Raw genomic sequence first — 13046 nt, forward strand, 5'->3', positions numbered from 1 at the left:
ACGGCCAAGAGGGGGGCGCAAAGCCCCCCTGCCCGGCCACCAAAACCCGCCCCGGAAGCCTCAGTGCCCCAGGATCTGGCTGAGGAACAGCTTCGTGCGGTCCGACTGCGGGTTGTTGAAAAACGCGCGCGGCTCATTCTGCTCCACGATCTGGCCCTGATCCATGAAGATCACCCGGTTCGCCACCGCCTGCGCAAAGCCCATCTCATGGGTTACGCAGATCATGGTCATCCCCTCTTCGGCAAGCTGGATCATCGTATCCAGCACCTCCTTGATCATCTCGGGGTCAAGGGCCGAGGTGGGCTCGTCGAACAGCATGATACGCGGCTTCATGCACAGCGAGCGCGCGATGGCCACGCGCTGCTGCTGCCCGCCTGAAAGCTGGCCCGGATACTTCAGCGCCTGTTCGGGGATCTTCACCTTTTCAAGGAAATGCATCGCAATTTCCTCTGCCTCGCGGCGCGGTGTCTTGCGCACCCAGATCGGTGCCAGTGTGCAGTTCTCCAGAATTGTCAGATGCGGGAACAGGTTGAAGTGCTGAAACACCATCCCCACCTCTGAGCGCACCTTGTCGATATTCTTCAGATCCGATGTCAGCTCGGTCCCGTCGACAATGATCTGCCCGGCCTGATGCTCTTCCAGCCGGTTGATGCAGCGGATGAGCGTTGACTTGCCCGAGCCGGACGGGCCGCAGACCACGATCCGTTCGCCCCGGTTCACCGTCATGTCGATGTCGCGCAACACGTGGAAAGCGCCGAACCATTTGTTCATCCGCGTGATCTGGATCGCCACCTCGTCAGAGACCTGCATATGGCTGCGGTCGATTTCACGGTCGATGCCGGGGTCGAGTTTCACTTCAGCCATGACAGCCTCCTTAACGATGATCGGTTCGCAGCCGCCGCTCGAGATACATCGAGTAGCGCGACATGCCGAAACAGAAGATGAAGAACACCGCACCGATGAACATGAACAGTTCCCAGTAGATGCCCTGCCAGTCGCTCGATGCACGGATGGCGTTGGACAGGCCCACCGGGTCCAGCAGGCCGATGAACACCACCAGCGTGGTATCCTTGAAGAGCCCGATGAAGGTGTTGACGATGCCCGGGATCGAGATTTTCAACGCCTGCGGCATGATGATCAGCCGCTGCGCCCGCCAGTAGTCCAGCCCCAGTGCGTCGGCGGCCTCGTATTGCCCGCGCGGCAGGGCGGCAAGGCCCCCGCGCACCACTTCGGCGATATAGGCCGCGGCAAAGAGCGTGACCATGATCACCACCCGCAGGATCAGGTCAAACGAGGTGCCCGGCGGCAGGAAGTAGCCCAGCAGCAACTGTGCGGTGAACAGGAGCGTGATCAGCGGCACACCCCGGATGAATTCGATGAAGATCACGCAGACCGATTTGATCAGCACCATGTTCGACTGCCGCCCCAGCGCCAGCAAGATACCCAGCGGCAGCGACAGCCCGATGCCGGTAAAACCGATCACCAGCGAAATCAGGAAGCCGCCAAAGCGGTCCGAGCGCACGCCCTCGATGCCCAGCGGCAGGATGCCATGCAAGGTGCTGGCGAAAGCGCCCGCCACGAACAGCCACCACAAAACCGGCGTGATGATCGCCGCCGTGGTTGCCAGCAGCGTGCCAAAATTGCGCAGGGCCAGAAGGGCACCATATCCGACCACAAACCCCAGCGCGATCGACACCGGAAACCAGAGACTGCCACCCCAGAGAAGAAAGTAGCCCAGAAAGGGGAAAGCGGCCGAGAACCACAGCATCTTGCGCGGCACCCAAGGGTACAGAATTGGCCCCAGCGCCACGAACAGCAGCACCAGTGTCAGAATCGGGCGCCAGTACAGATGACGGGGGTAGAAGCCGAGCATCAGCTGGTGGAAGCGATCCCTGATCACCCCCCAGCAGGCGCCCGACGTGCCATCGAGAATTTGGCGACACTCGGTCAGCGAGCCTGCGTTCCAGACCGAGTTCATGAGCCACGGGCCGATGGCCAGCACCGCCCAGGCAAGGGCCAGCAGTGACAGCGCGGTCAGCACGGTGCTGAGCCAGCCATCGAACAGGTTCGCGCGCATCCATTTCACCGCGCCGCGCTCGGTGACGGGCGGCACCTGTTCAGGCAGCATCGTATCGCGGACATAGGCGACGGTTTGGGCGTGGGTATCGCTCATCTCACCGCTCCCTCAGCTTGATACGGGAATTGTAGACGTTCATCACCCCTGAGATGGTCAGGCTGACCACCAGATAGACCAGCATCATCAGCATCATCCCCTCAAGCTCACGCCCGGTCTGGTTGATGGTGATGCCCCCCAGCGTGGAGCGCAGGTCCATATACCCCACCGCAAGCCCCAGCGAGGTGTTCTTGGTGATGTTGAGATATTGCGAGATCAGCGGCGGGATGATCACCCGCAGCGCCTGCGGCAGGATCACCAGCCGCATGGTCTTGCCGGGTTGCATGCCCAGCGCGAAAGCGGCCTCGGTCTGGCCCTTGGATATGGCCAGAATGCCCGCGCGCACGTTTTCGGCAATGAAGGCGCCGGTATAGATGCCCAGCCCCAGACACATCGCAATCAGCGAATTGCGCATGTGGATGCCGCCGGTGAAGTTGAAGCCGCGCAGTTCCGGATAACCCAGATGGAAGCCAAGCGCGATCAGCAGCAGGGCAGCCGGCCCCAGCAGGATCAGAATGCTCTTCCACCATGTCTTGGGCCGCACGCCGGTGGCGTTCTGCACTTTCGTGGCATGGCGCACCAGCCGGATATTGGCCCAGATGCTGAGCACCACCACCACGATAAAGGCGATGGCATCCCAGCTGGGCTGGACCCCGCCCAGATCAAGGTTGCCAAGGCTGCGCGAGAACAGCGGCTCGGGCACATAGATCCCGCGATTGGTGACGGCGATACTGTCAAAGACCAGCATCGAGGCTGCCGGATCATCGCCCCGGAAGGCCGAGGGGGGCGGCATCGCTTCGGTCATGATGGCGCCGAAGATCAAAATCCACAGCAAGGTGGGGATGTTGCGGAACACCTCCACATAGATGGTCATCAGCCGCGCCACGATCCAGTTGTTCGACAGCCGCAACACACCGGCAATGACACCCAGAACGGTCGCCAGCGTACAGGCCATGATCGCCAGAATGAGCGTATTCAGAAGCCCCACAATCGCCGCACGGCCATGGGTCATCGTGCTGTTGTATTCGATGGGGCGCTGGCTGATGTCGTAGCCCGCCGTGCTCCACAAAAAGCGGAACGAGAAATCCTTGCCCAGCACCGCCAGGTTCTTGACGGTGTTGTCAATCAGCCAGGCGGCGCCCAGCATGAGAAGCATCAGCGCAAAAATCTGGATCGTGTATGAGCGATACCGCGTATCGTAAAGCAGCATGCTCAGGCGAAAGGACTCCCGCGGAGCCCCGCTGTCCATGGCCATGAAAATATCTCCCTGCAACCCGCGACGGTTGATTTTTTATGGCTTCGGCTACGGTGGCCCAGAGGGGCTGCCGGAGGGGCCGAAGATCGCGCGGTTATGCAAATCTTGTAAAGAGGGAGAGGGCGCGCGACCCTTCTTGATCGCGCGCCCTCCGGGCCGGACTTAGCGGAACGGCGGGGCGTACATCAGCCCGCCCTGGGTCCACTGTGCGTTGAGGCCGCGCGCCAGACCGATCGGGGTCTGCTCGCCGATGTTATTGGCGAATATCTCGCCATAGTTGCCGCCAGCGGCAAGGGCACGCTGGGCCCATTCGGCATCAAGCCCCAGCATCTCACCCAGGTTGCCCTCGGTGCCGAGCATGCGGTTGATTTCGGGGTTGTTGGTGCCGGCAGCCAGTTCAGCCAGATTGGCCGAGGTGACGCCCAGCTCTTCAGCCGCGATCAGTGCGTTCAGCACCCAGCGGTTCAGGTCTGCCCACTGGTCGTCGCCGTGGCGCACTGCAGGGCCAAGCGGCTCTTTGGAGATGACTTCGGGCAGGATCGCATGATCGCCCGGCGTCTCAAACGAGGCGCGGGTTGCGGCAAGGCCAGACACGTCGGTGGTGTAGACGTCGCAGGCGCCCGCCAGATACTGCTGCTGCGCTTCGGCGTTGGTTTCAATCGGAACCGGCTCATAGCTCATATTGTTGACGCGGAAATAGTCAGCAAGGTTCAGCTCGGTCGTGGTGCCGGTCTGAATGCAGACGGTCGCACCATCAAGTTCGGTCGCCGAGGAGACACCCAGTGCACGGTTCACCATGAAGCCCTGGCCGTCGTAGTAGTTGACGCCGATGAAGGTCAGGCTCAGGTCAACATCGCGCGAGAAGGTCCAGGTGGTGTTGCGCGGCAGCAGATCAACTTCGCCCGACGACAGCGCGGTAAAGCGGGTCTGGCCGGTGGTCGGCACGAAGTTCACCGCCATCGGGTCATCCAGCACGGCTGCGGCAACGGCACGGCAGATCGCCACGTCAAAGCCCTGCCAGACGCCGTTGGCATCGGGGGCCGAAAAGCCGTTGACGCCGGTGGAAACGCCGCAGTTCAGCTCGCCCCGCGCCTGCACATCGGACATTGTCTGCTGCGCCATCGCCGCACCACCGCTGATCGCGGTTGCGGCGAGGGTGCCAAAAAATACGGATTTCTTCATTAGATACCTCTTCCTGTTTCCGCCGCTGTTACCAGCGATCTGTTCGAACCCGTTGGGCCCATGCATGCCAGTCAGGAGACCGGCCCGTCATTGAGAAGACAATGCGGCGCGGCCTTTCGGCTGCTGCATGGGCGAATTTGTGCCGATTATCACCAGTCGTCAAGCCCTCCATTCCATCCGGTGATGTGTCAGCCCGGTACGGAACGGACCGGAGGAAATGATTGCACAGGATTCAGACTGTTACCGCTGCCATGGAAGCAAGTATCTTGCGCCGGGCTCAGCGCAGCGCAGCAAAGAACGCGGCCGCGTTCAGAAAGCTCTGCCGCCGCAGCGCGGCCAGCGCGATCGCCTCGTCATCCTCGCCCCATTGTTCGCGCTGCCAGTCTTCATCGATTCGCGAAAGCTGCCAGAGCGTTTCAGGCGCATCAAAACCCTCGGTCACCGCCAGTCCGATGACAAGCGAGCCGGACATGGCGACAAGGTCATGAAAGGCCGTCAGCTCGAACGGTGAAAACCGCGCCACCCGGGCGTTCAGCGCGGCAATTGTCTCAGGCGGTTGCGGCTGCGGCATCACGCCCTCAAGCACCACCCAGCGCAGGCCGAACTGCGCGGCCGACCAGTGCAGAAGCGGGTCCCAGGCGGCATCCTGACGCGCGCGCAGCGCTTCGGGCGCCTGCACGCGGTAGCACAGCAGATCGGTCTCGCCATAAGCAGCAACCAGCCCCGCCACCTCATCAAACTGGCCGCGCACCTTGTCGATGGCGGCATTGGCGGCACGGGTTGCGGGCATGGTTTCCGGCGCGATCTTGTCGCCCTGCGCCTCCCACTCCGCCGCGATCAGACCGGCCAGCGCGCAGGTCGGCACCACCAGCGGCTCTTTCGCCGGAGTCTTGATGGTGCGGCCATCCAGATGGACAGTGAAGCCGCCATCAACCTCAACCACCTCGGCGGCTTTCCAGAAGCGCTTGGGCGCCCAGTCGCTCATGCCATGCTCCACAGCTCATCAAGCGCCGCGGTCAGGGCATCATAACTGTCGATCACCAGATCAGCCCCCGCGCGTTCCAGCACCTCCACAGCGTGATAACCCCATGCAACCCCCAGCGTGCGAAACCCGGCCGCGCGGCCCATTTCAATGTCATAGCTGGTGTCGCCGATCATCACGCCGCCGGTGGCTCCGGTATCTGAGAGGCAGGCGTGCAGCATGGAAGGATGCGGCTTTGACGGGTGGTCATCGGCAACCTGCGTGGTGCGAAAATACCCCTCCAGCGCATGGGCGGCCAGCACATGATCCAGCCCGCGCCGTGACTTGCCGGTGGCCACACCCAGCACCACCCCGCCCTGCGCAACAAGACTGTCGAGCGCGGCTTTCGCACCGGGATAAAGCGGCGAGTTATCGACCGCGCGCAGCGTGCCGAAGCTGGATTTGTAGCCCGTCACCAGCGCCTCGATCTGCGCCGCATCGCCCTCCGGCATCAGCCGGGCAAAGGCCTGCGGCAGCGACAGGCCCACGATGTTCAGCACATCACTGCGCGCGGGCACGGGCAGGCCCTGCCCCGTATAAGCCAGCGACATGGCGCCCAGAATATGCGCCTGACTGTCAACAAGCGTTCCATCGACATCGAAAACAACCAGCCGCTGCGTCATTCTTCCTCCGCAAACGGGTCGGCGGGCACGTCATTTTCATGCCAGCCCAGCGTTTTCCAGCTGCGCGCCATATGTTCGGGCAAAGGGGCGGTCAGGGTAACGTCCTTGTCCGTGACCGGGTGGCGGAAGCGGATGGAGCGGGCGTGCAGGTGCAGCTTGCGGCTGATATCGCCGCCCAGTTGCGCCCCCCAGCCATCGCCCAGATTCTCCTGCCCTGAGCCGCCATATTTGCCATCGCCGATAATGGGGTTGCCCAGTTCCGCCATATGCGCGCGCAGCTGATGGGTGCGCCCGGTGATCGGCGCCAGCGCCACCCAGGCGGCACGGCTGCCCAGCCGGTCCAGCACGGCATAATCGGTGGTGGCGCGCTTGGCACCCTCGGTCTTGTCAACATCGCCGGGCAGGACGCAATGCATCTTTTCGCTCTCCCGCCCGCCCGCCTTGACCAGCCCGTAGCGGATGGTGCCCATCAGCGGGCTGGGCACGCCGGCAACGATCGCCCAATAGATCTTGCGGGTGGTGCGGGCGCGAAAGGCCTCGTTCAGGCGCCGCGCCACACGCGGGGTGCGCGCCAGCAGCATCACGCCGGAGGTGTCCTTGTCCAGCCGGTGAACCAGCACAGGGCGGTCCTTGTAGCCGAATTTGAGGGCCTCGGTCAGCGCATCGACATGGCGGTTACCCTGCCCCGATCCGCCCTGACTGGGCAGGCCGGGGGGCTTGTTGATCGCGATGATATGCTCATCCTTCCACAGGACGGCGCGCTGGATCATCTCGACATCGGCTGAGGGATAGTCGGGGATATCAGGCTTGGGCCGCGGGGCAAGCTCATCCGGCATCGGCGGCAGGCGCACGCTCTGCCCCGCCTCGATACGGGTGGCGGGCTTGACCCGGCCACCATCGACCCTGATTTCACCCTTGCGGCAGGCCTTTTCAACCATGGCCTGCGTCATCTGCGGAAAGTGCCGTCTGATCCAGCGATCAAGCCGCTGATCACCTTCTTCGGCACCGATGGTGATTGTCTGAACTCTGCTCATGCGATCATCCGCCCCAATGTCATTCCTGCCAGCAACGCGGCCAGCCCCAGTCCGCCCGAACCGGCCCGGAAGGCCGCGCTCCGCCAACCATGGTCCGCCAGCGCAGCATCGACCCGGCGGCGCCACCCAAAGCCATCAGAAAGAGGTTGCTCAACATCGCCGCTCTCTGTGCCCTTCCCGCCCGCTTGTCAACCGCCCTGCCTGCGCGCGCGCAGCTTGGCGAAATAGGCCACCCGCTTGCCCAGCTCCCGCTCGAACCCGCGCTCGGGCGGGGCATAGAGAACCGGGCGCTTCACGCCATCGGGGAAATAGTTCTGCCCCGAAAACCCGTCCGCCGCGTCATGGTCATACTCATACCCCGCGCCATAGCCCTGCTCTTTCATCAGCGCGGTCGGCGCATTCAGGATATGCGCGGGCGGCGGGGTGGAGCCGGTCTTGCGTGCCAGCGCCTGCGCGCCCTTGAAGGCCGTATAGACCGCGTTCGATTTGGGCGCGAGGGCCAGATAGACCAGCGCCTGCGCCAGCGCCAGCTCCCCCTCCGGGCTGCCAAGGCGCTCATAGACCTGCCAGGCCTCAAGGCAGATGGCCTGCGCCTGCGGGTCCGCCAGCCCGATATCCTCCACCGCCATGCGGGTGATGCGCCGGGCCAGAAAGCGCGGATCCTCGCCCCCCTCCAGCATCCGCGCAAACCAGTAAAGCGCAGCATCCGGGTCTGAGCCGCGCACCGATTTGTGCAGCGCCGAGATCAGGTTGTAATGCTCATCACCGGATTTGTCGTAACGCGCCGCGCGCCGCATCAGCCGCTTCGACAAGGCGTCCGGGTCCAACGGCGCGGGCAGTTTCCATGCCATCACCTGCTCGATCAGATTCAGAAGCGCGCGCCCGTCACCATCTGCCATCTCCAGCAGCGACTCGCGCGCCTCGGCCGTCAGGGGCAGCGCGCGCTCAAAGGCCTGCTCGGCGCGCTGAGCCAGCCGCTCCAGATGCGCCAGCGTCAGGCGTTCCAGCACGATCACCTGCGCCCGGCTCAGAAGCGCCGCGTTCAGCTCGAACGAGGGGTTCTCAGTGGTCGCGCCGACCAGCAGGATCGTACCATCCTCCATATGCGGCAGAAACCCGTCCTGCTGAGCCTTGTTGAAGCGATGGATCTCATCGACGAACAGCAGCGTCCCCTGCCCGTTCGTCCGCCGCATCCGCGCGGCCTCGAACACCTTGCGCAGATCCGGCATGCCAGTGAAAATCGCGCTGATCTGGACAAAATGCAGATCGGTCGCATCGGCCAGCAGGCGGGCGATGGTTGTCTTGCCCACGCCGGGCGGCCCCCAGAGCACCAGCGACGACAGCGCCCCGGCCGTCAGCATCGCGCCCAGCGGGCCGTCCGTGCCCAGCACCTTTTCCTGCCCGATCACATCGGCAAGCGAACGGGGCCGCAGGCGGTCTGCCAGCGGGCGCGGCGCGTCATCGGCACGCGACGGGGTGTTATCGAACAGATCGGCCATGCGCTTCCCTCGCGCCAACCCTACGCTGCCCCGCTCCGGCGCGAAACGGCTTTTGCTTCATCTTGCCGTAAATACGCCGGGGGGAGGCGCCGAAGGCGTCGGGGGGCTGGCCCCCCTCTGCCCTTCCCCCTTTCGCGTGACGGCTCACAGACGGAACCGCAGCCAGCTCCGCCGCCCGTCGCGCACAATCTCCACCTCCCAGTTGCGCCCGGCGTCGCGTAGCGCCCGCTCCAGATCGGCGGTGCTATGCACGGGCATACGGTTGACGGCCAGCAGGATATCCCCGGGGCGCAGCCCGGCGCGCCGGGCGATATCCTCGGCCCCGGCGACGATCACGCCGCTGGCGCCCGGGGCAAGGTTGAACTCGGCTATGACGGCAGGGTTGATATTCTCGGCGACCAGCCCGCGCAGCGCGGGCGCGCGGACCTCCAGACGCGCGCGCGCGGGCTCTTCGGGCGGGGCGATCAGGGCGATGGTGGCGCTGCTCCGCGTATCACCGCGCAACGTGTCCAGCCGCGCCTCACCGCCGATCCCCCGCGCTGACAGGCGGAACATCATCTCGGGCGCCGAATTCACCGGCTCGCCGTCAATGCTCAGCACCACATCGCCCGTCTGCAACCCGGCAGCGGCCAGCGGCGACAGCGGGTGCAGGTCGGTGATCACCACGCCCTGCGGCAGGCTCAGCCCAAAGGCCTCGGCAAGGGCGGCGTCGACAGCTTGCCCCGAAATTCCGGCCCAGGGCCGCACGAAACGCGCGTTCCCCTCGCGCGCCTGCGCCACAACCTGTGCCACCAGATTGGAAGGGATGGCAAAGCCGATCCCATGCGATCCGCCAGTGCGGGTCAGAATGGCGGTGTTGATCCCCACCAGCCGCCCGGCCAGATCAATCAGCGCCCCGCCCGAGTTGCCGGGGTTGATGGCGGCATCGGTCTGAATAAAGTAGCCCCGCCCGGACCCCACCGCGATGCCCGAACGCGCCAGCGCCGACACAATCCCGCTGGACACCGTCTGCCCCACACCAAAGGGGTTGCCGATGGCCAGCACCAGATCGCCGACCTGCAACTGGTCCGAATCGGCGAGCGGCAGGGCGGGAAGCCCTTCAGCCCCGCGCAGGCGCAGCACCGCAAGGTCGCTTTCCGCATCGCTGAGAATCAGATCGGCGGCAAATTCGCGCCGGTCGCCCAGCACCACCCGGATATCCGAGGCACCACCGACCACATGGTAGTTCGACACCACAATCCCGTCCGGTGAGACGATGACGCCGGACCCCAGCGCATTCTGTACCCGCGGCACCGAGCGGCCGAAATCACCGAACAGCTGGCCAAAGAGCGGGTCATCGAAGAACGGGTTGGGCCGGGCCTCCACCACCCGGCTGGCGTAGATACTGACCACACCGGGCGCGGCCTCGCGCACCACGGGGGCGAAGCTGAGCGATATCTCGGCGCGGGTTTCCGGAACGGCTTGCGACAACAAAGGGGCGGGCAGGATCAGCGCAAGGGCGGCAAGCAGGGAAGCAAGGCGCATGGGGCACTCCGATTGGTTGATCGGTGCAGATATGGGGGCCTTGCGGGGCGGATACAATTCCTGAGGCGCCGCTCCTGAGACCCAGGCACTGCATAACGAAAAAACCCGCGCCGGGGCGCGGGTTTCCATTCAGTGCCAAGGCACTGCGATCAGTCCTCGGCAGCCTCAAGGCGGGCACGGTCGCCAGCGCCTTTGGCATTCACATCGCGCTCAACGAATTCGATGATCGCCATCGGTGCCATGTCGCCATAGCGGAAACCGGCCTTCAGGACGCGGATGTATCCACCCTGACGGTCCTTGTAGCGCGGGCCCAGAATGTCGAACAGCTTGGTGACATACTGATCTTCTTTCAGCTGCGCACCGGCCTGGCGACGGGCGTGCAGATCGCCGCGCTTGGCCAGTGTGATCAGCTTCTCGACGATCGGGCGCAGTTCCTTGGCCTTGGGCAGAGTCGTCTTGATCTGCTCATGCTCGATCAACGAGCCGGCCATGTTAGCCCAGAGCGCCTTGCGGTGCTCATGGGTGCGGTTGAGGCGGCGATAGCCACGGGCGTGACGCATGATTTTTCTCCTATCGCGTTACGTTTTTGCTTTGTCCGGCGGTCCTACGCATGGGCCGCTCTCCTTGCGGGCGGAGTGCCCGATGGCGGGGCGCCTGTTGCGGCGCCCCCCGGTAGTTCAGAACTGGTCTTCGAAACGCTTGGCCAGCTCTTCGATGTTCTCAGGCGGCCAGTCTTCGACTTCCATACCGAGGTGAAGGCCCATGCCCGAAAGCACTTCCTTGATCTCGTTGAGCGACTTGCGACCAAAGTTCGGGGTGCGGAGCATCTCGGCTTCGGTTTTCTGGATCAGGTCGCCGATATAGACGATATTGTCGTTCTTCAGGCAGTTCGCCGAACGGACCGACAGTTCCAGCTCGTCGACTTTCTTCAGCAGCAGCGGGTTGAACTCCAGCCCGTCATCTGCATCGCCACGGCCTGCGGCCTCAGGCTCTTCAAAGTTGACGAAGATCTGAAGCTGGTCCTGAAGGATGCGCGCGGCAAAGGCCACGGCGTCTTCGGGGGTGACCGAGCCGTCGGTTTCGATCTTCATGGTCAGCTTGTCATAGTCCAGCACCTGACCCTCACGGGTGGGCTGCACTTCATAAGCTACCTTGCGGACCGGCGAATAGATCGCGTCGATCGGAATCAGGCCGATGGGCGCATCTTCGGGCCGGTTCTTGTCAGCCGAAACATAGCCCTTGCCGGTGCTTACGGTCAGTTCCATGAACAGCTCAGCGCCGTCATCGAGGTGACACAGGACATGGTCCTTGTTCAGCACTTCGATGCCGTTGGTCACTGCAATGTCGCTGGCCTTGACCACAGCCGGGCCACGGGCCGAGACGGTGACGCGCTTGGGCCCGTCAACTTCCATCTTCAGCGCGACGCCCTTGAGGTTCAGCACGATGTCGGTGACATCTTCGCGCACGCCGGCCACCGAGGAGAACTCGTGCAGGACATTGTCGATCTGAACCGAGGTAATCGCCGCGCCCTGAAGCGAGGACATCAGTACACGGCGCAGGGCGTTACCCAGCGTCAGACCGAAGCCACGCTCAAGCGGCTCAGCAACGACAGTCGCGCGGCGCGACGCATCGGCGCCGGGCTTCACGTCAAGCTGCGCGGGCTTGATAAGTTCCTGCCAATTTTTATGGATCATGGTTCGCCTCCATTCCAGTATCCGGTCCATGCCAAACCGGATACGCCCGAGGGTCTAAACGACAAAGCCGGACCGCGCCCTTGCGGCGCGGCCCGTAATACAGATTGCGGCGTCAGACGCGGCGGCGCTTCGGCGGACGGCAGCCGTTATGTGCCAGCGGGGTAACGTCGCGGATAGCGGTAATGTTCAGCCCGGCAGCAGCCAGCGCCCGCAGCGCCGATTCGCGGCCCGAGCCAGGGCCCTGAACCTCGACCTCAAGGGTCTTGAGGCCATGCTCCTGCGCCTTGCGGGCAGCGTCTTCGGCGGCGAGCTGTGCCGCATAGGGGGTCGATTTACGCGAACCCTTGAAGCCCATCGTGCCGGCCGACGACCACGAGATCGCGTTGCCCTGCACATCGGAAATCAGGATCTTGGTGTTGTTGAACGATGAATTCACATGCGCCACACCAGCAGCGATGTTTTTACGTTCCTTGCGCTTAACGCGCGTTTTATCACGTGCCATTGTCTGAGCCTCCCCTTATTTCTTCTTACCGGCAATCGCCTTCGCAGGACCCTTGCGGGTGCGGGCGTTGGTATGCGTGCGCTGACCGCGCACGGGGAGGTTGCGACGATGGCGCAGCCCGCGATACGAGCCGATATCCATCATACGCTTGACGTTCATCTGCACTTCGCGGCGCAGATCGCCTTCGACCGTCAGGTTGGCGTCGATATACTCGCGGATCGCGAGCACTTCGTCATCCGACAGCTGGTTGACACGGCGCGAGGGCTCGATGTTGAGCGCAGCGACGATCTGCCCGGCAACATTCGGGCCGATGCCGTGGATATAGGTCAGCGCAATGGGAACGCGCTTTCCGGTAGGGATGTTAACGCCAGCAATACGTGCCACGCGGTTCTTCCTTTCGTTGCGGTTCCGTAGTGCCAGAACCTTTTTTCACAACACGCGCCGCAGTGGCCGTGCCAGACAGAATATCCAGGCCGGAGACCGACTCGGAAGGTATTAACGAGCGCTCCGCCTAGGCGTTTTCTCGCCGGTCGTCAAGA

The 13046-nt window shown here is 63.8% G+C and carries 13 protein-coding genes; all 13 read right to left on the bottom strand.

The window, feature by feature from the left end; all coding sequences use genetic code 11:
• Positions 1-60: 60 nt before the first annotated feature.
• Positions 61-864: an amino acid ABC transporter ATP-binding protein gene (locus V7Q53_RS18705; RefSeq protein WP_333830294.1), complete on the bottom strand. Its 804-nt coding sequence runs from the start codon at positions 862-864 to the stop codon at positions 61-63.
• A 10-nt stretch (positions 865-874) separates the two neighbouring features.
• A complete protein-coding gene (locus tag V7Q53_RS18710) occupies positions 875-2173 on the bottom strand; it encodes an amino acid ABC transporter permease (protein WP_333830295.1) in 1299 nt (432 codons plus the stop codon).
• 1 nt (position 2174) lies between these two features.
• Entirely contained in the window at positions 2175-3428 is a 1254-nt protein-coding gene (locus tag V7Q53_RS18715; protein ID WP_333830296.1) for an amino acid ABC transporter permease, read from the bottom strand.
• 162 nt (positions 3429-3590) lie between these two features.
• Positions 3591-4610 (bottom strand): amino acid ABC transporter substrate-binding protein, encoded by a 1020-nt coding sequence (locus tag V7Q53_RS18720; protein ID WP_333830297.1) that lies wholly within the window; start codon positions 4608-4610, stop codon positions 3591-3593.
• 277 nt (positions 4611-4887) lie between these two features.
• Complete coding sequence (locus tag V7Q53_RS18725) at positions 4888-5595, bottom strand: ATP12 family chaperone protein (protein ID WP_333830298.1); 708 nt, start codon at positions 5593-5595, stop codon at positions 4888-4890.
• On the bottom strand, positions 5592-6254 hold the full coding sequence (locus tag V7Q53_RS18730) for an HAD-IA family hydrolase (protein WP_333830299.1): 663 nt from the start codon (positions 6252-6254) through the stop codon (positions 5592-5594). Before V7Q53_RS18730 ends, V7Q53_RS18725 begins: the two co-directional genes overlap by 4 nt.
• Positions 6251-7288, bottom strand: coding sequence for an RluA family pseudouridine synthase (locus tag V7Q53_RS18735; RefSeq protein WP_333830300.1), 1038 nt, complete (start codon positions 7286-7288; stop codon positions 6251-6253). The genes V7Q53_RS18730 and V7Q53_RS18735 overlap by 4 nt, the downstream gene beginning before the upstream one ends.
• A gap of 188 nt (positions 7289-7476) precedes the next feature.
• Positions 7477-8787, bottom strand: coding sequence for a replication-associated recombination protein A (locus tag V7Q53_RS18740; RefSeq protein ID WP_333830301.1), 1311 nt, complete (start codon positions 8785-8787; stop codon positions 7477-7479).
• Between the two features lie 144 nt (positions 8788-8931).
• Positions 8932-10311, bottom strand: coding sequence for a trypsin-like peptidase domain-containing protein (locus V7Q53_RS18745; RefSeq protein ID WP_333830302.1), 1380 nt, complete (start codon positions 10309-10311; stop codon positions 8932-8934).
• A gap of 149 nt (positions 10312-10460) precedes the next feature.
• Positions 10461-10871, bottom strand: a complete 411-nt coding sequence (gene rplQ / locus V7Q53_RS18750; protein WP_333830303.1) for a 50S ribosomal protein L17 — start codon at positions 10869-10871, stop codon at positions 10461-10463.
• A 117-nt stretch (positions 10872-10988) separates the two neighbouring features.
• Complete coding sequence (locus V7Q53_RS18755; protein ID WP_333830304.1) at positions 10989-12005, bottom strand: DNA-directed RNA polymerase subunit alpha; 1017 nt, start codon at positions 12003-12005, stop codon at positions 10989-10991.
• Between the two features lie 112 nt (positions 12006-12117).
• Positions 12118-12507 carry a 30S ribosomal protein S11 gene (gene rpsK / locus V7Q53_RS18760; RefSeq protein WP_333830305.1) on the bottom strand — a complete coding sequence of 130 codons (390 nt, stop codon included), beginning with the start codon at positions 12505-12507 and terminating at the stop codon, positions 12118-12120.
• Positions 12508-12522: 15 nt separating this feature from the next.
• The gene (gene rpsM / locus V7Q53_RS18765) at positions 12523-12891 is read right to left on the bottom strand and encodes a 30S ribosomal protein S13 (RefSeq protein ID WP_333830307.1); all 369 of its coding nucleotides are present in this window, start codon (positions 12889-12891) and stop codon (positions 12523-12525) included.
• Between the last annotated feature and the right edge of the window lie 155 nt (positions 12892-13046).

The organism is Pararhodobacter sp., assembly GCF_036802785.1.
Lineage (GTDB): Bacteria > Pseudomonadota > Alphaproteobacteria > Rhodobacterales > Rhodobacteraceae > Pararhodobacter.

Bases quoted from the DNA above. Each gene is read 5' to 3' on its own strand.
- V7Q53_RS18705 (WP_333830294.1), bottom strand. From the start codon at position 864: ATGGCTGAAGTGAAACTCGACCCCGGCATCGACCGTGAAATCGACCGC.
- V7Q53_RS18730 (WP_333830299.1), bottom strand. From the start codon at position 6,254: ATGACGCAGCGGCTGGTTGTTTTCGATGTCGATGGAACGCTTGTTGAC.
- rpsK (WP_333830305.1), bottom strand. From the start codon at position 12,507: ATGGCACGTGATAAAACGCGCGTTAAGCGCAAGGAACGTAAAAACATC.
- rplQ (WP_333830303.1), bottom strand. From the start codon at position 10,871: ATGCGTCACGCCCGTGGCTATCGCCGCCTCAACCGCACCCATGAGCAC.
- V7Q53_RS18735 (WP_333830300.1), bottom strand. From the start codon at position 7,288: ATGAGCAGAGTTCAGACAATCACCATCGGTGCCGAAGAAGGTGATCAG.
- V7Q53_RS18715 (WP_333830296.1), bottom strand. From the start codon at position 3,428: ATGGCCATGGACAGCGGGGCTCCGCGGGAGTCCTTTCGCCTGAGCATG.
- V7Q53_RS18740 (WP_333830301.1), bottom strand. From the start codon at position 8,787: ATGGCCGATCTGTTCGATAACACCCCGTCGCGTGCCGATGACGCGCCG.
- V7Q53_RS18745 (WP_333830302.1), bottom strand. From the start codon at position 10,311: ATGCGCCTTGCTTCCCTGCTTGCCGCCCTTGCGCTGATCCTGCCCGCC.
- V7Q53_RS18755 (WP_333830304.1), bottom strand. From the start codon at position 12,005: ATGATCCATAAAAATTGGCAGGAACTTATCAAGCCCGCGCAGCTTGAC.
- V7Q53_RS18710 (WP_333830295.1), bottom strand. From the start codon at position 2,173: ATGAGCGATACCCACGCCCAAACCGTCGCCTATGTCCGCGATACGATG.
- V7Q53_RS18720 (WP_333830297.1), bottom strand. From the start codon at position 4,610: ATGAAGAAATCCGTATTTTTTGGCACCCTCGCCGCAACCGCGATCAGC.
- V7Q53_RS18725 (WP_333830298.1), bottom strand. From the start codon at position 5,595: ATGAGCGACTGGGCGCCCAAGCGCTTCTGGAAAGCCGCCGAGGTGGTT.